This window comes from Gordonia sp. 11cp (assembly GCF_057767225.1).
This window is the reverse complement of the sequence record NZ_CM173437.1, coordinates 4,301,162-4,321,578: the sequence shown is the minus strand read 5'-3', so window position 1 is coordinate 4,321,578 and position 20,417 is coordinate 4,301,162. Positions and strand designations below refer to the sequence as shown.

The following is a 20,417-nucleotide window of genomic DNA, read 5'->3' as shown; positions in this document are numbered from 1 at the left end:
CTGGACGGGTGACTCGACTCGGTTACCAGATCCCGAACTTCACCTACCCCGGAGTCCCCGCCGACCGGTTGTTCCCCACCGTGGTCGCGCAGGCACGCGAAGCCGAGGACTCCGGCTTCGACACCGTGTTCGTGATGGACCACTTCTATCAGCTGCCGATGCTGGGCGAGCCCGACGATCCGATGATCGAGTGCTACACCCTTCTCGCGGCTCTTGCCCAGCACACCTCGACGGTGCGCCTGTCGTCGCTGGTCACCGGAAACACCTACCGCAACCCGACCCTGCTCGCGAAGACGATCACGGCACTCGACGTCGTGTCCGGCGGTCGGGCCCAGCTCGGCATCGGCGCGGGATGGTATGAGCTGGAACATGATTCCCTCGGCTACGAGTTCGGGACGTTCACCGACCGGTTCGAGCGTCTCGAGGAGGCGCTGCAGATCATCCTCGGCATGCTCGCCGGGGAGGCACCGAGCCTCGACGGCAAGCGCTACCGGGTCGCGAAAGCCCTCAATGTGCCGGCGCCGCTGTCGAAGATCCCGGTGATGATCGGTGGCGGGGGCGAACGCAAGACGTTGCGGATGGTCGCGCAGTACGCCGACGAATCGAACCTGCTGTGCTTGCCCGCCGACATCCCGCGCAAGCTCGACGCCCTCGCCGAACACTGCGAACGGCTCGGCCGGGACCGCTCGGAGATCACCGTGACCGTACAGACGTCGGCGTGCGTGGCTCCCACCCACGACGAGGCGAGTGCCGAGCTGGAGGCCTACCTACAGCGCACACCGGCGGCCGAGGTGCGCCGCGGGTCGACGATCGTCGGCGACCCCGACGAGGTCGCCGCCCGCTACGCCGACATCCTGGCCACCGGGGTCGACGGCGTCACGGTGAACGCACCCGCCAACGGCCATGTGCCGGGGCGGGTCTCGCTGCTCGGCGAGACGCTCGCGCCGCTGCTTGCCTGACCGCGGCCACCACTGCTCCCTGAGATGTGTTGAGCGAAACCACCACTGCTCCCTGAGGTGCGTTGAGCGAAACCACCACTGCTCCCTGAGGTGCGAGCGAAACCACCACTGCTCCCTGAGGTGCGAGCGAAACCACCACTGCTCCCTGAGGTGCGAGCGAAGCGAGCCACGAAGGGTCGTAGTGAGACGAGTCGCCGGACCCTTCGTGGCTCGTCGCTAGCGCTCCTCACACCTCAGGGAGCAGATGAAACCGGCTGCCGCTCAACGCACGTCGGGGGCGAGCACCGTAACGGCCACTCAGCGCTCGTCGAACGCGTCCACGATCCGCTGGGCGGCGAGCGCCGGGGTCAGCGACCCGTCGCGCAACTGCTGCTCGACCTCGCCGCGGATGCCTCGGACGGCGGGCGAGTCACCGAGCCGGGACAGCACGATGTCGTTGACCATCGCCCACGTCCAGTCGATCTGCTGCTGATTGCGTCGTGCGGTGAACTCCCCTGCCTCGGTGAGTGTCTCGTTGTGACGCACGACGGTCTTCCAGAACTCGTCCACCCCGGAGTTCTCGATCGCGCTCATGGTGAGCACCGGTGGCATCCACAGCGCATCGTGCGGGTAGATGAGCTTCAGCGCGTTCTTGAGCTCGCGAGCCGCGCCCTTCGCCTCGTTGAGGTGTTTGCCGTCGGCCTTGTTCACGACGACCACGTCGGCGAGTTCGAGCACACCCTTCTTGATGCCCTGCAACGAGTCTCCGGTCCGGGCGAGGGTGAGGAACGTGAACGTGTCGACCATGTTGGCGACCGTCACCTCGGACTGGCCCACGCCCACGGTCTCCACCAGCACCACGTCGAACCCCGCGGCCTCGACCAGCACGATGCTCTCCCGGGTGGCCTTGGCCACGCCGCCGAGTGTGCCCGACGTCGGCGACGGCCGGATGTAGGCGTTCTCCGCCGTCGACAACCGGCCCATCCGGGTCTTGTCGCCGAGGATCGAGCCCCGCGTGCGCGTCGAACTCGGGTCGACGGCGAGCACCGCCACCTTGTGACCGAGCTCCAGCAGATGCATGCCGAGCGCCTCGATCGTCGTCGACTTGCCCACGCCGGGGACACCGGTGATGCCGACGCGGAACGACTTTCCCGCGTGCGGCGTCAGCTTGAGCAACAGCTCTTGGGCGGCCGCCCGATGGTCGGCGCGCTTGGACTCCACGAGCGTGATCGCGCGCGCCAGATCGGCGCGGCGATCGGCCAGTACGGCATCGGCCAGCGCGTCGACGTCGATCTGACGTCGAGGTTGGACCGCCATCAGTTCGCGGTCGCCCCGGGCAGCTCCAGGCCGAGGGTGTCGGCGAGCTTGCCGATGAGTTCCACGGCCGAGTCGGCGATGACGGATCCGGGCGGGAAGATCGCGGCGGCGCCGGCCTCGTACAGTTCGGCGAAGTCACCGGGCGGGATCACGCCGCCGACGACCACCATGATGTCCTCGCGGCCGACCTCCTTCAGCGCCTCCCGCAGGGCGGGAACCAGCGTCAGGTGTCCGGCGGCCAGCGACGACACACCCACCACGTGCACGTCGTTGTCGGCGGCCTGTGCGGCCACCTCCTCGGGCGTGGCGAACAGCGGGCCCACGTCGACGTCGAAGCCGAGGTCGGCGAACGCGGTCGCGATCACCTTCTGGCCGCGGTCGTGCCCGTCCTGACCCATCTTCGCGACCAGGACACGCGGCTGACGGCCCTCTGCCTCGGCGAACTGGCGCACGGCCTCGATCGCCGCGTCGATGTTGCTCACCTCGCCCGCCTCATGTCGATACACACCACTGATCGTCTTGATCTCCGCCTGATGCCGACCGTAGACCTTCTCGAGCGCCTCGGAGATCTCGCCGACCGTCGCCTGATGGCGCGCGGCCTCGATGGCCAATGCCATCAGGTTGTTCTCCAGGCCGCCTTCCGACGACGCGGCGGCGCGCGTGAGATCGGCCAGGGCCGCCTCGACCGCCGCCGAATCGCGCACCGCGCGCAGTCGGTCCAGCTTCTCGAGCTGCTCGGCGCGCACCTTGGAGTTCTCGACCTTGAGGACCTCGATCTCCTCGTCGTCGGCGACCTGGTATTTGTTCACGCCGACCAGCGGCTGCTGGCCCGAGTCGATACGTGCCTGGGTGCGTGCCGCGGCTTCTTCGATTCGCAGCTTCGGCAGGCCCTCGTTGATCGCCTGCGTCATGCCGCCGGCCTCTTCGACCTCGCGGATGTGCTTGCGCGCCTTCTGCGCGAGCTGATGGGTCAGCCACTCGACGTAGTTCGAACCGGCCCACGGATCGATCGGCCGCGTGGTGCCCGACTCCTGCTGCAGGAGCAGCTGGGTGTTGCGCGCGATGCGCGCGGAGAAGTCCGTCGGCAGCGCGATCGCCTCGTCGAGGGCGTTGGTGTGCAGCGACTGGGTGTGCCCCTGGGTCGCTGCCATCGCCTCCACGCACGTGCGGGCCACGTTGTTGAACACGTCCTGGGCGGTCAGCGACCATCCCGAGGTCTGCGAATGTGTCCGCAGCGAGAGCGATTTCGCGTTCTTCGGCTCGAAGTCGGCGACCAGCTCACTCCACAGGAGGCGTGCCGCCCGCAGCTTGGCGACCTCCATGAAGAAGTTCATGCCGATGCCCCAGAAGAACGACAGTCGCGGGGCGAACTTGTCGATGTCCAGACCGGCCTCGAGCCCGGCCCGGATGTACTCGACGCCGTCGGCGAGGGTGTAGGCGAGTTCCAGATCGGCCGTCGCCCCGGCCTCCTGGATGTGGTAGCCCGAGATCGAGATCGAGTTGAACTTCGGCATCTTCTGGCTGGTGTACTCGAAGATGTTCGAGATGATCCGCATCGACGGCTTCGGCGGATAGATGTAGGTGTTGCGGACCATGAACTCTTTGAGGATGTCGTTCTGGATGGTCCCGGCCAGCTTCTCGGGCGGCACACCCTGTTCCTCGGCGGCCACGACGTAGAGCGCGAGGATCGGCAGCACGGCGCCGTTCATCGTCATCGACACCGACACGCTGCCGAGGTCGATGCCGTCGAAGAGCTGGCGCATGTCGAGGATCGAGTCGATGGCCACACCGGCCATGCCGACGTCACCGGCGACGCGCGGGTGATCGGAGTCGTAGCCGCGATGCGTGGCGAGGTCGAACGCGACCGACAGCCCCTTCTGCCCGGCCGCGAGGTTGCGTCGGTAGAAGGCGTTGGATTCGGCGGCGGTCGAGAAGCCGGCGTACTGGCGGATGGTCCACGGCTGATTGACGTACATCGTCGGGTACGGGCCCCGGATGAACGGCGCGGCACCGGGAACCGAGTCGAGCGGGTACGGATGCTCGGCGTCGTCGAGGACGGCGTCGCGTTCGGCGCGCGTGTACACCGGCGTGACGTCGATCTGCTCGGGGGTGTTCCAGGTGACCTGGTCCACCGAGTAGCCGTGTGCGGAGGCCAGTTCCTCGGTGACGGCGGCCGCGGACCCGGAAGGTCCTCCGGCAGCGGCCGGGGCGGCGGGCTGCTCCGATGACAGCCCGATTCCGGCGAAACTCGGGATCGACTGTGTCAGATCGGGTTCGGTCTGGGTCATGCCGTTGCTCCCGCCGTCTTCAGGGATGTCGAGACCAGCTCGTCGAGGAGGTCGCCGAGGGTGCTCACCGCGTCGATGCCCACCCTCAGTGAACCGTCGGGACGATCGTCGCCCTCGGGCCACTCCCGGTCCGGTCCGGCGAGCAGGACCTTCGACAGCCCGGCCGCCCGAGCGGCCGCGAGTGCCGCGGGCCCCTCCTCGGCGTACCGCGCCTTGGTGCCGCAGAGCACCGCGATCGGGGTGTTCGCCCCGGCCACCGTGTCGCCGACCTTGTCCGCGGTCAGCGGGCCCGGGTTGACGACGGTGATCCCGCCGGCCCCCAGGAAGTTCGCGACGAAGGTGGTGCGCCCGTTGTGTTCGGCGACGCTGCCCAGCGGGATCAGCAGGATCGACGGCCGCGCGCCGTGCTCGGCGAGCACGACGTCGGAACGATCGCGCAGCGCCTCGAAGGCGCGTCCGATCCGCGCGAGGCGTGGCGTCCCGGTGACGACGTCGGTGACCGCCGAGGCCGGCGCCCCGGTCGTCTCCGACAGTGCGCGTTCGTCGATGTTGGGGAATTCGTTGACGCCGGTGACCGAGATCCGACGGTGCGCGACCTCGGTGTCGCGGCGTGCCAGTGAGGCGTCGACCTTCTCGGCGATCCAGCCGGTGTCGAGCGCGGCGCGGTATCCGCCGGCGGCCTCGACCTCGGTGAACGCCTCCCAGGCGTTGGTCGCGAGGTCGTCGGTGAGGGACTCGACGAACCACGAACCGCCGGCCGGATCGAGGACGCGTCCGATGTTGGACTCCTCGAGCAGCAAAAGCTGGGTGTTGCGGGCGATACGACGTGAGAACGACGCACTCGAGGTGCGCTTGTCCGCCGGGATGGTCGCGTCGTAACCCAGGACGGTGAGCTGGTCGGCACCGCCGACACCGGCTCCGAACGCCGCGATGGTGCTGCGGAGCATGTTCACCCACGGGTCGCGCTGGGAGTACATCGACAGGTCGGTCACTCCGTGGGTCAGCGCGCCGCCGGCCTCGGGTGCACCGAGCACCTCGGCCACCCGGGCCCAGATCTTGCGCAGCGCACGGAATTTCGCGATCGTGGCGAACTGGTCGTCGTCGGCCGAGACGCCGAAGGTGATCTGACCCAGCGCCGCCTCTGCCGACAGGCCGGACGCGGTGAGGTCACGGAGATGGGCGACCGCAGCCGCCACCGTGAGGGCCAGTTCGAGGCCGTTGTCGGCACCCGCGGTGGCGAAGTCGCTTCCGTCGACGCGGAACGTGCGCACGCCGACGGGCAACCCGGAGGCCGCGAGCCCGGTCGCCTCGTCCGGATCGACGGTGGGTCGGCCGGAGAAGGCGGCCGTCAGCGGCGACAGCCCGAAGGAATGGACGGTGGCCGCGGTCGGAGCGGCGGCCACCGGGGCGGCCTGCGCATGCTCCTTGAGGGACAGCAGCTCGCGGGCCGCCGCGATCCCCTCGGTGCCCGCGTCGAGGGTCACCGGCACCAGATCGAGGTAGACGCCGCGCAGCGCGGTCGCGAGGTCGGCGACCCCGAGCCCGTCACCGGGCCTGCTCACCGAGAGCCAGAGGCCGCTCGTCCCGTTGGACATCGCCTCGAGGATGAGCTCGTTGAGATCCTCCGCAGCGGTCGCGTCGTCGCCGAACCTCTCGGTGACGCGCCAGCCGGTGGTGACGTCACGAGCGGGGTCGGCGCCGCGGACGAACGGGAAGCGGCCGGGCACACCGGGTTCGGCGAGCTCGTCGCGACGCGTGTACAGCGGCCGGATGGTCAACCCGTCGGCGGTGTCGGTCGAGAGCAGCGCCTCGGGCGTGTCGGGCAGCTCGTCGACGTCGACACGTCGCGACTTCGCCAGAACGGCCGCCGCGGCCGTGGACCAGGTCTGGTAGGCCTGATCGAGTTCTGGGTCCGTTGTGGGCTGGTCAGTTTGCTGTGGCATGTGGGGAAGCACACCTCCGTGAATGCACTGTGATGAGCGCGTAGACGACACTAGCCGATCGCTCGCTCGGCTCGGCGTCGAGGTCGGCGTGACATGGCGCACTCGCCGGAACCGGTCCACCGCTGTTGTCCAGAGTAGAGTGTCCGGGTGCCCGATCCCTCCACTGTCAGCGAAGACATCGCCGACGCGACCGGGGACGACGCCGGCGGTGTCGCGGACGCCCGGACGACCGGTGACGGCCGGGCCCAGTCGGCGGATCGCCGGGGATTCGATCGTCGGGTCATCCGCCGGGCACTGGTTGTCGCAGCGCTTCTCGCGGCCGTCCTGGCCGGGTCCTACTTCGTCCCGCTGCCCTCGGTCGCGAGCGTGCGCGACTGGGGCGCCGACCTGGGACCGGCCTTCGTGTGGTTGTTCTTCCTCGCCTATGCGGTTATCACCATCGCCCCGATCCCGCGTTCGACGTTCACCGTCATGTCCGGGATCTTCTTCGGGCCGCTCGTCGGGTTCGCGGGTGCGATGATCGCCTCCTCGATCGCGGCGGTGGCCGCCTTCGCCCTGGTCCGCAGCGTCGGGCGTGATCGCGTGCAGCCGTACCTGAAGAGCCCGGTGGTCCGCGCGGTCGAGTACCGGCTGGAGCGTCGCGGATGGTTGGCAGTCGGTTCGCTGCGGTTCATCGCGGTCTGCCCGTTCTCGGTGGCGAACTACTGTTCGGCACTGTCGTCGGTGCGCCCGGTGCCGTACACGGTGGCCAGCATCCTCGGCATGGCGCCGGGCACCGCCGCCGTGGTGATGCTGGGCGATTCGCTGACCGGCGACACGCATCCGCTTCAACTGGCGGTGACCGGAGGTCTCTTCGCGATCGGCATCGCGGGCCTGGTCCTGGACTCCCGCTTGCCCGTGGCGAACGCGACAGCAACAACCCCTCGGACTTGATCGTCGTCGATCAAGTCACCGGCATTGATCAATCCAGTCATAGGACTTGATTCTTGTAGATCAAGTACATAGCCTTGAACGATGTTCGTTCTCACCGTCGACCAGCGCGGAAGCCGCCGCGACATCGACCGAGTCGACACCGTCCTCGCCGCACTCGACGCAGTCGACACGGTGCGGGCCTTCGAACGCACCGCGGGAGATGAGATCCAGGGCATCCTCGCCGACCCGGTGGCCACCGCCCGACTGGCCGTCGAACTCACCGCCGACGGGCACTGGAGCGTCGGCATCGGCGCCGGGGCGGTCGACGAGCCGCTCCCCCCGTCCACCCGTGCCGGGCGCGGGCCCGCCTTCGTCCATGCCCGCGACGCTGTCGAGGCCGCCAAGCGGCAGCGGGTCCCGCTCTGCGTCCGCGGCACCGACACCCGCTGGTGCCGTCATGCCCAGACCGCCGGGCGACTCATCGCCGACGTCATCACCGCTCGCAGTTCCGCCGGCCGCGAGGCGGTCGAACTGATGCGCCGCGGGCTCACCCAGGTCGAGGCCGCCGCCGAGCTCGACATCACCCCGCAGGCGATGAGCCAACGCCTACGCGCCGCGGGATGGGACCTCGAGTCCGATTCCCTCGATCTCGTCGCCGACGCGCTCGCCGAAGCGGACCGACACACCCCGACCGGAGGATCGGAATGACCATCGCCGCGGTCGTCCTCCTCCTCGTGACCGCCCTGACGACGCCGATCTGGTCTCTCGCGACGCGGAAGCGACGCCGCGACGCGCCGGAGGCCGTCGTGCGCAGGCTCGACGTGATCGGGGCCGTCGTCCTCCTGGTGCCGGCCGCGGTCGCCGCTGCCCTCGCCGCCGCGGCCGGGCCGGCCACCGGCTTCCTCGCATCGGCGGTCCCGGTCGTCGCCGCCCTCGCCGCGGTCACCGGCGGTGGACCCGTGGTCCGCACGGTTCTCGTCGCCGGTGGCGTCGGCGTGCGCCCGGACACCGGATCCGACGCTCCGGGGGCGCCGGACCACGAGCCCGGGAACGACGCCGACACGCCCGATTCGACGGAGAACCCTGGTCCCGGGCCGGCCGGGACCGGCGAAGCCGGACCGCTCCGCGGCGGCCGGGTCATCGGATATCTCGAACGTCTCGCGGTCGTCACCACACTCATGGCCGGGTGGCCCGAGGGCCTCGCGATCATCCTCGCCGTGAAGAGCCTCGCCCGCTATCCCGAACTCCGTGCGCCGCACGCCGCCGAGCAGTTCATCATGGGCACCTTCGCCTCGGTGATGTGGGCGGTCGGGATGGCGGGCATCGAACATCTCCTCACCCACTGACCTGGCACGACCACCTCAGCATCTGCGGCCCGACGGCCGTCGCGGACAACCAGAGCGTGCGTTGGTCACAGCCAGCGCTGACAGACAGACTTCACCTCGACAGCCAGACTTCGATCGAAGTCCATCGGTCGAGTTGAGGTCTGGCGGTCGCGGCGCGACCACCGGCGCCGGCCATCTGCTGCGACTCCGGCCGCCTCCGAGGATCACGATCCACTGACTCCGGACCCACCGGTCGGCCGGTTCCTTCGGATCAGGAGGGTTCGGTCGGTGCGGTGTCCGGCTGCTCGGGCGGGGCCCAGCCGGCGTCGGCGAGTTCGGCCGGCTCGGACCCCACCGGCGGCACATGGCGGGAGGCCCGCGCCGCGCGAGCGGTGATCTCGGGGGCCACCGGGGTCCGGGCCACGGCCTCGGCCTCGGCGACGGCCTGGGCGACCTTCGGATCGGACGCGAGGGAGAACCAGTCCTCGGTCTCCGACTCGTCGACCTCGGAGGGCGGTGAGTCCGCCGGTTCGTACCGGAACACGCCGTCGTCGCCCTGCACACCGAAGGACTTGGCGAAACCCTGCAGGGCCGAACCGAAGTCGGAGGGCACCACCCACACCTTGCTGCCCTCGCCCTTCGCCATCTCGGGCAACTGCTGCAGGTACTGGTAGGCCAGCAGCTCCGGGGTCGGCTTGGCGGCCTTGATCGCGGCGAAGGTCTTCTCGATCGCCTTCGCCTCACCCTGCGCGTTGAGGTACGACGCCGCGCGCTCACCCTGCGCGCGCAGGATGCGCGACTGCCGTTCGGCCTCGGCGGCCAGGATCGCGGCCTGCTTGGCACCCTCGGCGGCGAGGATCTGCGACTGCTTGTTTCCCTCGGCGGTCTTGATCGCCGACTCGCGCTGGCCTTCGGCCGAGAGGATCGTCGCCCGCTTCTCGCGGTCGGCCTTCATCTGCTTCTCCATCGACTCCTGGATCGACGGCGGCGGCATGATCGATTTCAGCTCGACGCGTGCGACGCGGAGTCCCCAGCGGCCGGTCGCCTCGTCGAGCACGCCGCGCAGCTGACCGTTGATGGAATCGCGGGACGTCAAGGTCTCCTCGAGCGTCATCCCGCCGACCACGTTGCGCAGTGTCGTGATGGTCAGCTGCTCGACGCCCGCGATGTAGTCGTCGATCTCGTACACGGCGGCCCGCGGGTTGGTGACCTGGAAGTAGACGACGGTGTCGATGGACAGGGTCAGGTTGTCCTCGGTGATGACCGGCTGCGGCGGGAACGACACCACCCGTTCACGGACGTCGACGCGGGCACGGATGCGGTCGATGAACGGCAACAGCAACGTGAGCTGTCCGGACACGGTTCGTGTGTAGCGGCCCAGCCGCTCGATGACCGCTGCCTCCGCCTGCGGGATGAGCGCCACCGACTTGACCAGGATCACCACCACGAGCAACACGAGCAAGACGAGGACGGTCAGGCCGAAGATCTCGTACTCCATGGTCACCTTCCTGCGTTGTCGTTCTCGGCGGTCCGCGCTGCTGGTGCCGCAGCGCTGCACGTCTCAGGCGCGAAACACCACCGCGGTCGCGCCGTCGATCTGCACGACGGTCACGTGGGTTCCGGGTTCGAGCACCTGGGACGGGTCCATCGCGCGGGCCGACCACACGTCGCCGTCGATCTTGACGCGTCCGTCGGTGGCGTCGACCTGTTCGGTCACGACCGCCGGTCGTCCCTCGAGTGCCTCGGTGTTCATCAGCACCGCGGGTCGGTTGAGCATGTGGCGGCGGGCCACCGGACGGATCGCGACCAGCAGCAGCACCGAGACGAGCGCGAAGACGAGACCGTCCACCCAGAGCGGTGGCTCGAAGACGAAATCGACGCCTGCGGCGGCGAGTGCACCGCCGGCCAGCATGAGCAGGACGAGTTCGCCCCCGAACATCTCCGCGACCGTCAGGACGATCGCGGCCGCCAACCACAGCAGGGCGCTCACGCGTCCAGTCTGCCAGAAATGCCCGGACCGGCCTCGCCGCTCGGGACCCGGATGGGCCGCCGGCGGCGTCCGGCCGACGGCGTCAGCTGGGTTCTTCGGCCGCGGTCACGAAGTCGATGAGTTCCTCGACCGAGCGCAGGAGATCGACCTCGAGGTCGCGGAAACTGCTCACGCCGTTCAGCACTCGGCGCCAGCCGGCGCGGGGATCGCCCCAGCCGAGCTCGGTGCACACCCCCGTCTTCCAATCCGTGCCCCGCGGGATCCGCGGCCACGCCCGGATGTCGACGGAGGCAGGCTTCACGGCCTCCCAGACGTCGATGTAGGGATGCCCGCACACGAGGACGTGCTCACCCACCTCGGCGGTGAGGTGTGCCTCCTTGGAGCCGGCGACCAGATGGTCGACGAGTACCCCCGCCCGACGGTGGGGCGCCGGCTGGAATTCGTCGAGCGCCGCGTCGAGGTTGTCGAGGCCGTCGAGACTGACCACGACCACGCCCTCGGCGCGGAGATCGTCGCCCCACACGCGTTCGAGAAGCGTGGCGTCGTGCACCCCCTCGACGAAGATCCGGCTCGCGCGGGCCGTACGCGCGCGGGCACGGGGGGCGGCGCGCGAACCCGACGCCGTCGTGGCCGGCTTCTGCGGGCCCCTGCTGCGCGGCCGCACGAGCGTCACGGGCCGCCCGTCGATCAGGAACGCGCCCGGGTGCATCAGGAACACCCGCGTCTGACCCCGGCGATCCTCCAGACGTACGAGGTCGCCGGCGTAACTCTTCTCGAGTCCGACGACCGCACCGCAGAATCCGGTGGCGGCGTCCTCGACGACCAGGTCTCGCTCCGCCGCGACCTCCGCAGGACGCGGCTTCGCCCGGCGGGGCTGAGAGAGCACGTCGCGACCGTATCGGTCATCCATCGCACACCACCTTCTCGATCCGTCTTCTCGCCGCCGTGGTGGAACCCGTTTCGGTGGCGCACACACCCTAAGCCCCGGCGACTTCGACCACCGGGTTGCCACGCCCGGCCCGGCCGTCGGCCCCGGCGGTATCCTGGCATCTTGATGAATCGCAGCCTCTTCTCCTCGACCGTCGCGTGGCCGACGTGCGCACTCGGCGCATGGTCGGCCGCCTGGCTCACCGGTCGTTGCTCCCCCGACGACGTGATCGAGGCACTCGCGGAATCCGCCGACCGGCACGCGGTGCGGTGGCCGGACGGGCCCGGAACACCGGACGAACAGGTGTCGCCCGCAACGGGTTCGGCGAACGGCGTGCTCGATCTCCTCGCGCTTCTCCGACCGGCGCGGCGCCTCGTGGTCCGCCTGCCGTCCACGGGCGACCCGCAGGGTCTGCCGCCTCATCCCGCGACGTCGGCCGCCCTCGGCGCGGGCGAGGTGCTGCTCGTCGACGACGCGTCGAGCACCGGCACCCTCGCACTCGTGCCCGCATTCACCGCGCGGGCGTCCGCCGCGGAGGCCACCGACCCGCCGTTCGTCTCGTGCACATGGTCGGCCTACCGCTACGACGCCGCACTCGACCTCGGGCACCTCGTGTCCGCCGGACCCAGCGCCGGTGACCTGGAATACGAACTGCGCCAAGCTGTTCGGGATGCGACCTCGATCATCGGCGGGCTCGGCGGACGCCGGACGGCCGACGCGACCGATCTCCGGACTCAACTCGCCGCGCTCACCTCACGGCACCGGGTCGCCCTGCCCCCGCACATCCTCGACGCGCGGTCGACCCGTCTGATCGACACGGCCGCGCAGGTGGAGGCCATCGTCGACCTCGCGGGCGCACGCAGTGTCGAGATCGGCGACACTGCCGGACAATGGGATTCCGGCGACGCGACCCTTCGTGGACTGCAGGTGCTGACCCGGACGGCGCGTGCGGCCGCGGTCAACCAGACGATCCTCGAACTGCTGCGCCGCTGAGTCCCCGACCTGTCGCACCCGTGGCCGCGGCGGGCGTTCGGAGACGACGCTGCACGGGTTGCCTGCGTCTCTACCGACCGCGGCCGGCAGGACTCGCCGACGACCTCGGACGAGCCGCGGGCACACAACAGTTCTCCCGGCACGTGCGGCCGTTGTCGGCGCACCCCATCGCGGAGAGATCACCGAGCCCCCCGGCGTAGGCCTCCACGAACTCGCCGATCATCGAGATGAAACGCGGGTCGGCACCCACGGTGTCGGCGCGCGCATAGTCCATGCCCAGGCGTTCGGCGACCTCGGCGGCCTCGTTGTCGAGGTCCCAGATCACCTCGAGATGATCGGAGATGAACCCGACCGGGTACACCACCACTCGCCGGACTCCCTCGGCGGCAAGGTTCTCCAGATGATCGCAGATGTCCGGCTCCAGCCACGGGATCTGCGGTGGACCCGACCGCGACTGCCAGACCTGGTCGAAGTCGGTGACGCCGAGCTCGTCGGCGACCGCCTGCGACGCGGCCATCACCTGACGCGAGTACAAGCGCCCACCGTCCGCTGCCGGACCCGACGCGGCGTCGGCCGAGGTCGGTACCGAGTGGGCGGTGAACACCAACCGCGGCGTCTCGTCACCGGGCCCCAGGGTGTCCAGCGCGCGGCGCACCGCATCCGCCCCCGCCGCGACGAACGCGGGGTGCGACCAGTACTGGGGAAGCTTGCGCAGCACCACCGTGGCGTCGGGTCCGGCGCTCGCCGGCACACGTTCGGCCAGGGCCTTGCGCGCGCGGTCGATGTCCTCGTGGTACTGCCGGCATCCCGAGTAGCCACCCCACGCCGACGTCGGGAACACGAGGATCCGGCGGTGTCCGGCCCGGTACATCTCTTCCAGCGTGTCCTCGACCATCGGGTGCCAGTTGCGATTTCCGAAATACACCGGGAGGTCCACACCGCGTCGGCCGAGCTCACGCCGAAGCGCGTCGATCATCTCCAGGTTCAGGCGGTTGATCGGCGAGACACCCCCGAAGTGGAGGTAGTGCTCGGCCACCGACTCGAGCCGCTCGCGCGGGATTCCCCGACCGCGGGTGACGTTCTCCAGGAACGGCATCACGTCCTCGGGTCCGTCCGGCCCGCCGAACGACAGGAACAGGACGGCGTCGAAAGGAGCCGAATCGGTCGGAGTGGGGTCGACGGGTGCCGCATTCCCCGGTGCTGACGAGCTCATGAGCCGGTGGTCATGCCCTCCGGGAACCAGGTGTTGTGGCTGGCCCCGCCGTCGACGTAGACGATGGAACCGGTGGTCGCCGGCAGCCAGTCGCTCAGCAGCGCACAGACCGACTTGGCGACGACGGTCGGGTCGTCGACATCCCAGCCGATCGGCGACGCGCCGTCCCAGTACTCGTTGAGCATGTTGAGCTGCTTGGCGTCGTCGGTGGCGGTGCCGGCGATGGCCTTCGCGGCCAGGGTCTTGATCGGTCCGGCGGCCACGAGGTTCGACCGGACGTTCTTGGCGTTGCCCACTTCCCGCGCCACGTACCGGTTCACCGACTCCAGGGCCGCCTTCGCCACGCCCATCCAGTTGTAGTACGGCATCGCGGTGCGGGGATCGAAGTCCATGCCGACGATCGAGCCCCCCTCGTTCATGGCGGGGAGCACGGCGCGCGCGAGCGAGGCGTAGCTCCACGCCGAGATCTCGAAGGCCTTCGCGGCGTCGGGGCCGGGCCCCTCCAGGAACGGCTTGGCCTCGGGACCCATCAGCGTCCGGGGCGCGAAGGCGATCGAATGCATGACGCCGTCGATGCCCTGCGGCGCCAGCTCGGTGATCTTCCCGGCGAGCGCGTCGAGGTCGTCCTCGTTGGTGACGTCGAGCCCGATCGCGGGCGGCACCTCCTTCGGCAACCGCTTGGCGATCCGGTCGATCAGCCGCAGCCGCTCGGGGATGCCGGTGATGATGACGGTCGCGCCCTGCTCCTGCGCCATGGCGGCGGCGTGGAAGGCGATCGACGCATCGGTGATGATGCCCGTGATGAGGACGGTCTTCCCGTCCAGGATTCCGCTCACGTAGATGTGCTCCTGAGATCGACGTTGATTGACGTGTCGTGCAGCCGCGCGGTGCGGGTCGGTCAGTGCCCCATGCCCATGCCGCCGTCGACGGGCAGGACCGCACCCGATATGTAACCGCCCTCGTCCGAGGCGAGGAAGCTGATGGCGGCGGCGACGTCTTCGGGCTTGCCGGTACGGCCGAGCGGGATCGCCTGCTTGGCCATCTCGATGTAGCGGTCCTCCATCGACGCGGTCATGTCCGTCTCGATGAACCCGGGCGCGACGACGTTGGCGGTGATGTTGCGCGAGCCGATCTCCCGCGCGATGGAACGCGCCATACCGATCAGGCCCGCCTTCGAGGCCGCGTAGTTCACCTGGCCGGGGATACCGGACATCGCGACCACCGAGCCGAGGAAGATCATCCGCCCCCACTTTGCGCGCTGCATCCCCTTGGTGGCGCGCTTGGCGCAGCGGAATGCCCCGGTGAGGTTCGCGTCGAGAACCTTCTCGAAGGATTCCTCGGACAGTCGCATGAGGAGCATGTTCTCGGTGATTCCCGCGTTGGCCACGAGGATCTCGACGGGTCCCTGGTGCTCCTCGACCTCGGCGAAGGCGCGGTCGACCGACTCCGAGTCGGTCACATCGCACTTGACGCCGAACAGGCCGTCCGGGGCTCCGGAACCGCGATGGGTCACCGCGACCCGGTGGCCGTCCGCGGCCAGGCGCTGTGCCACGGCCAGGCCGATTCCGCGGTTGCCGCCGGTGACCAAGACCGAGCGGGAGGGATTCTGCGCTTCGTTGCTAGCTGCCGTCATGGGTGTTCAACCTATCCGTTCTCGTTGCGGGGGTGGCATCGCGGTGGCCCGCTCGGGCCGGGACGACCCCGGCGCCGTGTCAGTGTGGGCCGCTCGCTTCCATCCCGGCGCCGGCAACCCGACTCAGGGCAGCCGGCGGTTGATGGCCAGCGCTGCGAACGCCGACACCAGCGCGAACAACGTACCCGCGATCAGCCACGGCTTCGAATTGTCCCCTCGACGGGTCTCGTAACCGATCTCGTCCTGGAGCTGCTCGTAGACCTTGTTCAGTTCGTCGAGGCTGGCCGCGGTGAAGAAGTCGCCACCGGACAGGTTGGCGATCTTGCGCAGCGAGTCGTCGTCGACGGGGACCGGCACCCGGTCACCCTCGAGTTCGACGGTGCCCGTCCGGGTGCCGAAGGAGATGGTGGAGACCGGGATCTTCTCTTCCTTGGCCTTGCGGGCCGCGGTGAAGCCACCGCGCGGGTCGTCGGGATCGTCCGGGACGGTCTCCTTGCCGTCGGACAGCAACACGACGCGGGCGGGCGGCGCCCCTTCGGTGCCGCCGAGGACCGCGTTCAGCGTGCTGATCTGCTGGAGCGCGGCGAAGATGCCCTCACCGGTCGCCGTCTTGTCGTCGAGCCGCAGCTTGTCCACGGCGACCTTGGTCGCGTTGTGGTCCGGTGTCGGCGACACCAGGCTCGCCGCGGTCCCGGCGAACGAGATCAGTCCGAGGTTGATCCCCTCGGTCAGCTCGTCGGCGAACTTCTTGGCCGCCTCCTGTGCCGCGTGGATCCGCGAGGGCGACACGTCCGTGGCATTCATCGACCGCGACACGTCCATGACCAGGACCACGGTCGCCTTGTTGCGCGGTACCTTCCGGTCCGCCTGTGGGCCGGAGAGCGCAACCGTCAGCAGGATCAGCGCGATGATCAGCAGCGCGATCGGCACGTGCCGCAGCCGGCCGCGGTCGGCCGGCGCGACCGACTTCAGCAGGTCGAGGTTGGCGAAGGTCAACGCGCGTTGGCGGCGGCGGCGCAACATGTACACGTAGGCGACGCCGAGCAGCACGACGACCAGGAGCAGCAGCAACCACCAGGGACTGGACAACATCGGCCTACCCCACCCCCGCCGCCAGCCCGCGGCGGCGTCGTGCGACGAACTTGACGGTGTCGGCGATCCATTCCCGGTCGGTGCGCAGCGTGAGGACCGAGCCGCCACAGCTCCGCAACGTGCGGTGTACCCGTTGCTGGTGAGCCGCGGCCGCGGCCGCGAAGTCGCGCCGGAGGTCCTCGGTGATCGTCACGTCGTGGATCTCGCCGGACTCGGCATCCGCCAGGGTGACCTCCCCGATCGCCGGGAGGTCGAGGTCACGGGGGTCGAGGACCTCGACCGCCAGCAGTTCGTGATGGGCGCCGATGGCGCGTAGCGACCGTTCCCAGTCGATGGGTCCGAGGAAGTCGCTGATGACGACCGCGAGGCCGCGCCTGCGCTGAGGCCGGCGGAGCGCCTCGATACCCGCCTTGAGATCACCGCGCACGCCGGGTGAACTGCGCCGGGTGGTGGCGATGGCCTTCAGCAGGTTCTGGGCGTGCGCGCGTCCGGCCCGGGCCGGCACCCGCACGATGTTGTCGCCGGTCACCACCAGCGCACCGTGCCGGTTGCCGCCGCCGGTCGTGAGGTGGACCAGAGCCGCGGCCGCGGCCACCGCGAGGTCGCGTTTGGTGCAGTCGACGGTGCCGAAGTCGAGACTGGCCGAGGCGTCGACCACCAGCCACGTCTCGAGTTCCCGGTCGGCGATCATCTGTCGGACATGGGGCTGGGTGGTGCGGGCGGTGACCGACCACTCCATGCGCCGGACGTCATCGCCCGGCTGGTAGGCCCGTGCCTCCCCCGGTTCCGAACCCGGTCCGGGGATCAGCCCGAGGTGCTCGCCCTGCAGCACGCCGTCGAGCTTGCGTCGCACGGTGAGCTCGAGCATCTTCAGTGCCGCCGTCAGTTGCGGCTCGTCGAGCAGACCGGCGCCGAGGCGCGGAAGGTCCCGGTTAGCCGCCATACTGAGGCGAATTCCGGTTCGCCGGGGCCGAATTCGGGTCCAGCGGGCCGGCGGACTGCGAGACCTGTTGTCCTGCATAACCGTTCGGCCCGTGCCCGGCGTTGGGCGCCTGTGCCTGCCCGGCGGGGTACTGCCCCTGCGGCACGGGCTGCGCGCCGACCTGCGGCAGTCCGACGGTCTGCAGGACCCGGGCGATGACCTGATCGGCATCGATCTCGTCGGCCAGTGCGTCGTACGACAGCACCAGACGGTGCCGGAGCACGTCGGGCATGATCTCGACGACGTCCTGCGGGATCACGTAATCGCGCCCGCGGACCAGCGCCAGCGCCCGGGCGGCGGCCACGATGCCCAGCGTCGCGCGCGGGGACGCGCCGTAGGACAACCAGGACGCGACGTCGTTGAGGCCGAGCTCGGCCGGGCGGCGGGTGGCGTTGATGACTCGGACGACGTAGTCGACGAGGGCGTGGTGGACGAAGACGTTCGCCGCGGTCCGCTGCAGACGGAGCATCGCCTCGGGGTCCAGGACCTGGGACGCGGTCGGCGGGACGTTGCCCATCCGGTAGACGATCTCGCGCTCCTCCTCCACCGACGGATAGTCGACGAGGACCTTGAACAGGAAACGGTCCCGCTGCGCCTCGGGCAGCGGGTAGACGCCCTCGTTCTCGATCGGGTTCTGCGTCGCCATCACCAGGAACGGATCCGGCATCGCATACGTCTTGCCGCCGATCGACACATGACGCTCGGCCATCACCTCGAGCAGGGCGGACTGCACCTTCGCGGGTGCGCGGTTGATCTCGTCGGCGAGCAGGAAGTTCGCGACGACCGGGCCGAGTTCGGTGTCGAACTCCTCACGGCCCTGCCGGTAGATACGCGTACCGATCAGGTCGGTCGGCACCAGGTCGGGGGTGAACTGCACACGGGAGAACGATCCGCCGACGACGCGGGCGAACGTCTCGACCGCGAGTGTCTTGGCGACGCCGGGCACACCCTCGAGCAAAATGTGGCCGCGCGCGAGGAGTCCGACGAGTATGCGCTCGACGAGCTGATCCTGGCCGACGATGACGCGCTTGACCTCGTAGATGGCCCGCTCGAGCAGGGCGACGTCGGCGTCGCTCAGCACCGAGTCCGCTCCTGCCGCCGCGGGATCCCCCGTGGCCGCCTTGCCGAGGGAGTGCGATTCGGTCAACCCGTGCTCCTGTTCCTCTGGACTGCTGTTCCGTCGAACCACGATGCGTCGGCCCGTGGGCGCGGCCGCGATCGCGCAGCGCGCAGGCGTCGACCCCGCGTGTCTGTGCCAGCCTAGCCGTGTGAACTGAAAAGGTGCCAAGAAGACTCGGCGGGTGTCGGTCGTTCACGAGCCCCGCCCGAATCGTCGGCTGTCAGAGCAGACGCACCACGTTCGGCATCGCGCCGTCGGTGCGCAACGGCGACACCTTCACGACGTCACCCGACTGCGGTGCCTCGACCATCTTGTTGTCACCGAGGTACAGCGCGACGTGTGCGCTCGCGTTCGGGCCGTAGAAGATCATGTCGCCACGACGCATCTGTGACAGCGGGAACTGCGGACCCGAGGTGTACTGGTAGCCCGTGTAATGCGGCAACTCGATGCCCACGCCGGCGAACGCGTAGATCATCAGGCCCGAGCAGTCGAAACCGATCTTGTTGTAGTCGCCGTAGCTGTCGGCGACGCCGCCGTCGCGGATGCCCTGTGTCGGCCCGTTGGCGTCACCGCCCCCCCAGGCGTAGGGCACGTTGAGCTGCGAGAGCGCGCGGTTGACGGCGATCTCCACGGCCTGCGGGCCGCGCAGTCCGGGACGGACCATGCCGCCTCCGCCGCCACCCCCGGAGGAACTGCCGAACAGGGTGCCGAGGCTCCCGGAACCGAGTCGCGCACTGAGGGTGTCGCCCCCGCTGCTGCCGGTGAGGTCCGCACCCCCGATGCCTAGTTCGTTCAGCAACTCCGACTGGGGCAACTGTTGCTGACCGACGAGCCCCGCGAGGATCGACTGACCGACGTCGAGGGCCAGGCGTGCGGCGGCCTCGGCCGCGACGGCGAGTGCCTGGTTGTCGGTGGCGGGGGTGGCCGGCAGCGCCTTCAGGGCTCCCTCGGCCGACGGACCCGTCGGGAACAGGTTGGTGAGCAGATCACTCGCCGACGGCCCCTCGACCGTCTTCTTCGGGACGTATCCGCGAATGGTGTTGAGGCGCTTCTGCACCCGGTCGCGTTCACCGATCAGCGTGGCCTTGCGCTTCTGCTGGGTCGCGATGGCCGTCTTCGCCTCGGTGACCGCCGCCATCGCATCGATCTTGCGCTGCTCGGCGCTCTTGGCCGCAAACGACGCCTGGCGGCGGGTGGCCTCCACGGCGGCGAGGCGGTTGGCCTTCTGATTGCGTGCGACCTGCAGGCGCCGGATCATCTCCTGCTGCTTCTTGCCGACCTGGTCGATCAGCTTCATCCGGTCCAGCACGGCCTGCGGGTCTTCCGAGGACACGTAGTTCGACATCGAGCCCTGCTCGGGACCCTGCTGATAGGCCAGACGCGCGAAGCGGTCGAACTCCTTCTGCGCGTCGACGACGGCCTTGCTCGAGCGGTCGAGTTCGGTCCGGGCTCCGCGCGCAGCGACCGTGGCCAGGCGCCGCTGCGCGAGTGAGTTCTGGAAATCGGCGATCGACCGGTTCACGTTCTCCTGACGGGCCGCGAGCGCCTGGTCGAGGTCGGCGATGTCCTGGTTGACCGTCGCGATGCGGTTGATCAACCCGGAGATGGGCGACTCGGGCGTCTTCTTCGGTGCCGCGTCGGCATGACCCGCGCCGACCGCGCAGATGAGTACGACAGCCAGGGCCGCCGAGACGCGCGCCGGCCACGACGCACCAGTTCTTCCTCGCCTCACCTGGAACTCCT

General features: G+C 69.5%; 18 protein-coding genes. 5 read left to right on the top strand and 13 right to left on the bottom strand.

Annotated features, from left to right (window positions below):
- Positions 1-8: 8 nt before the first annotated feature.
- Complete coding sequence (locus AC3B6C_RS19375; protein WP_488373792.1) at positions 9-959, top strand: LLM class F420-dependent oxidoreductase; 951 nt, start codon at positions 9-11, stop codon at positions 957-959.
- A gap of 297 nt (positions 960-1,256) precedes the next feature.
- Here AC3B6C_RS19375 and meaB read toward each other — a convergent pair whose 3' ends face one another.
- Genes meaB through AC3B6C_RS19360 form a run of 3 tightly spaced genes read right to left on the bottom strand, consistent with a single transcriptional unit; the run spans position 1,257 to position 6,486 of the window.
- The gene (gene meaB / locus AC3B6C_RS19370) at positions 1,257-2,255 is read right to left on the bottom strand and encodes a methylmalonyl Co-A mutase-associated GTPase MeaB (RefSeq protein ID WP_014926707.1); all 999 of its coding nucleotides are present in this window, start codon (positions 2,253-2,255) and stop codon (positions 1,257-1,259) included.
- Entirely contained in the window at positions 2,255-4,543 is a 2,289-nt protein-coding gene (scpA, locus tag AC3B6C_RS19365; RefSeq protein WP_488373791.1) for a methylmalonyl-CoA mutase, read from the bottom strand. The genes meaB and scpA overlap by 1 nt, the downstream gene beginning before the upstream one ends.
- Entirely contained in the window at positions 4,540-6,486 is a 1,947-nt protein-coding gene (locus AC3B6C_RS19360) for a methylmalonyl-CoA mutase family protein (protein WP_488373790.1), read from the bottom strand. Before AC3B6C_RS19360 ends, scpA begins: the two co-directional genes overlap by 4 nt.
- 147 nt (positions 6,487-6,633) lie before the next feature.
- Between AC3B6C_RS19360 and AC3B6C_RS19355 the strand changes: the two genes are divergently transcribed.
- The 3 genes from AC3B6C_RS19355 to AC3B6C_RS19345 all read left to right on the top strand — a co-directional run bounded on the left by AC3B6C_RS19355 (position 6,634) and on the right by AC3B6C_RS19345 (position 8,744).
- The gene (locus AC3B6C_RS19355) at positions 6,634-7,419 is read left to right on the top strand and encodes a TVP38/TMEM64 family protein (protein ID WP_488373789.1); all 786 of its coding nucleotides are present in this window, start codon (positions 6,634-6,636) and stop codon (positions 7,417-7,419) included.
- Positions 7,420-7,500: 81 nt separating this feature from the next.
- On the top strand, positions 7,501-8,106 hold the full coding sequence (locus AC3B6C_RS19350; RefSeq protein WP_014926703.1) for a hypothetical protein: 606 nt from the start codon (positions 7,501-7,503) through the stop codon (positions 8,104-8,106).
- Complete coding sequence (locus AC3B6C_RS19345) at positions 8,103-8,744, top strand: hypothetical protein (RefSeq protein ID WP_488373788.1); 642 nt, start codon at positions 8,103-8,105, stop codon at positions 8,742-8,744. The genes AC3B6C_RS19350 and AC3B6C_RS19345 overlap by 4 nt, the downstream gene beginning before the upstream one ends.
- A gap of 250 nt (positions 8,745-8,994) precedes the next feature.
- On the opposite strand, the gene AC3B6C_RS19340 is transcribed toward AC3B6C_RS19345, so the two are convergent.
- The 3 genes from AC3B6C_RS19340 to AC3B6C_RS19330 all read right to left on the bottom strand — a co-directional run bounded on the left by AC3B6C_RS19340 (position 8,995) and on the right by AC3B6C_RS19330 (position 11,623).
- Positions 8,995-10,221, bottom strand: a complete 1,227-nt coding sequence (locus tag AC3B6C_RS19340) for an SPFH domain-containing protein (RefSeq protein ID WP_010841049.1) — start codon at positions 10,219-10,221, stop codon at positions 8,995-8,997.
- Positions 10,222-10,284: 63 nt separating this feature from the next.
- On the bottom strand, positions 10,285-10,713 hold the full coding sequence (locus AC3B6C_RS19335) for an NfeD family protein (RefSeq protein WP_010841048.1): 429 nt from the start codon (positions 10,711-10,713) through the stop codon (positions 10,285-10,287).
- Positions 10,714-10,795: 82 nt separating this feature from the next.
- Positions 10,796-11,623, bottom strand: a complete 828-nt coding sequence (locus AC3B6C_RS19330) for a DUF3097 domain-containing protein (protein WP_010841047.1) — start codon at positions 11,621-11,623, stop codon at positions 10,796-10,798.
- 144 nt (positions 11,624-11,767) lie between these two features.
- Here AC3B6C_RS19330 and AC3B6C_RS19325 point away from each other — a divergent pair, with 144 nt between their 5' ends.
- The gene (locus tag AC3B6C_RS19325) at positions 11,768-12,634 is read left to right on the top strand and encodes a serine/threonine protein kinase (protein ID WP_488373787.1); all 867 of its coding nucleotides are present in this window, start codon (positions 11,768-11,770) and stop codon (positions 12,632-12,634) included.
- Between the two features lie 70 nt (positions 12,635-12,704).
- Here AC3B6C_RS19325 and AC3B6C_RS19320 read toward each other — a convergent pair whose 3' ends face one another.
- The 7 genes from AC3B6C_RS19320 to AC3B6C_RS19290 all read right to left on the bottom strand — a co-directional run bounded on the left by AC3B6C_RS19320 (position 12,705) and on the right by AC3B6C_RS19290 (position 20,406).
- On the bottom strand, positions 12,705-13,847 hold the full coding sequence (locus AC3B6C_RS19320; protein WP_488373786.1) for a ferrochelatase: 1,143 nt from the start codon (positions 13,845-13,847) through the stop codon (positions 12,705-12,707).
- Entirely contained in the window at positions 13,844-14,683 is an 840-nt protein-coding gene (gene inhA, locus AC3B6C_RS19315; RefSeq protein WP_004019121.1) for an NADH-dependent enoyl-ACP reductase InhA, read from the bottom strand. The genes AC3B6C_RS19320 and inhA overlap by 4 nt, the downstream gene beginning before the upstream one ends.
- A gap of 62 nt (positions 14,684-14,745) precedes the next feature.
- On the bottom strand, positions 14,746-15,480 hold the full coding sequence (gene fabG1 / locus AC3B6C_RS19310) for a 3-oxoacyl-ACP reductase FabG1 (RefSeq protein ID WP_010841043.1): 735 nt from the start codon (positions 15,478-15,480) through the stop codon (positions 14,746-14,748).
- A gap of 123 nt (positions 15,481-15,603) precedes the next feature.
- A complete protein-coding gene (locus AC3B6C_RS19305) occupies positions 15,604-16,572 on the bottom strand; it encodes a VWA domain-containing protein (protein WP_010841042.1) in 969 nt (322 codons plus the stop codon).
- Between the two features lie 4 nt (positions 16,573-16,576).
- Positions 16,577-17,515 carry a DUF58 domain-containing protein gene (locus AC3B6C_RS19300; protein ID WP_488373785.1) on the bottom strand — a complete coding sequence of 313 codons (939 nt, stop codon included), beginning with the start codon at positions 17,513-17,515 and terminating at the stop codon, positions 16,577-16,579.
- Entirely contained in the window at positions 17,505-18,701 is a 1,197-nt protein-coding gene (locus tag AC3B6C_RS19295) for an AAA family ATPase (protein WP_488373784.1), read from the bottom strand. The genes AC3B6C_RS19300 and AC3B6C_RS19295 overlap by 11 nt, the downstream gene beginning before the upstream one ends.
- A gap of 193 nt (positions 18,702-18,894) precedes the next feature.
- Complete coding sequence (locus tag AC3B6C_RS19290) at positions 18,895-20,406, bottom strand: NlpC/P60 family protein (protein WP_010841039.1); 1,512 nt, start codon at positions 20,404-20,406, stop codon at positions 18,895-18,897.
- Positions 20,407-20,417 lie beyond the last annotated feature (11 nt).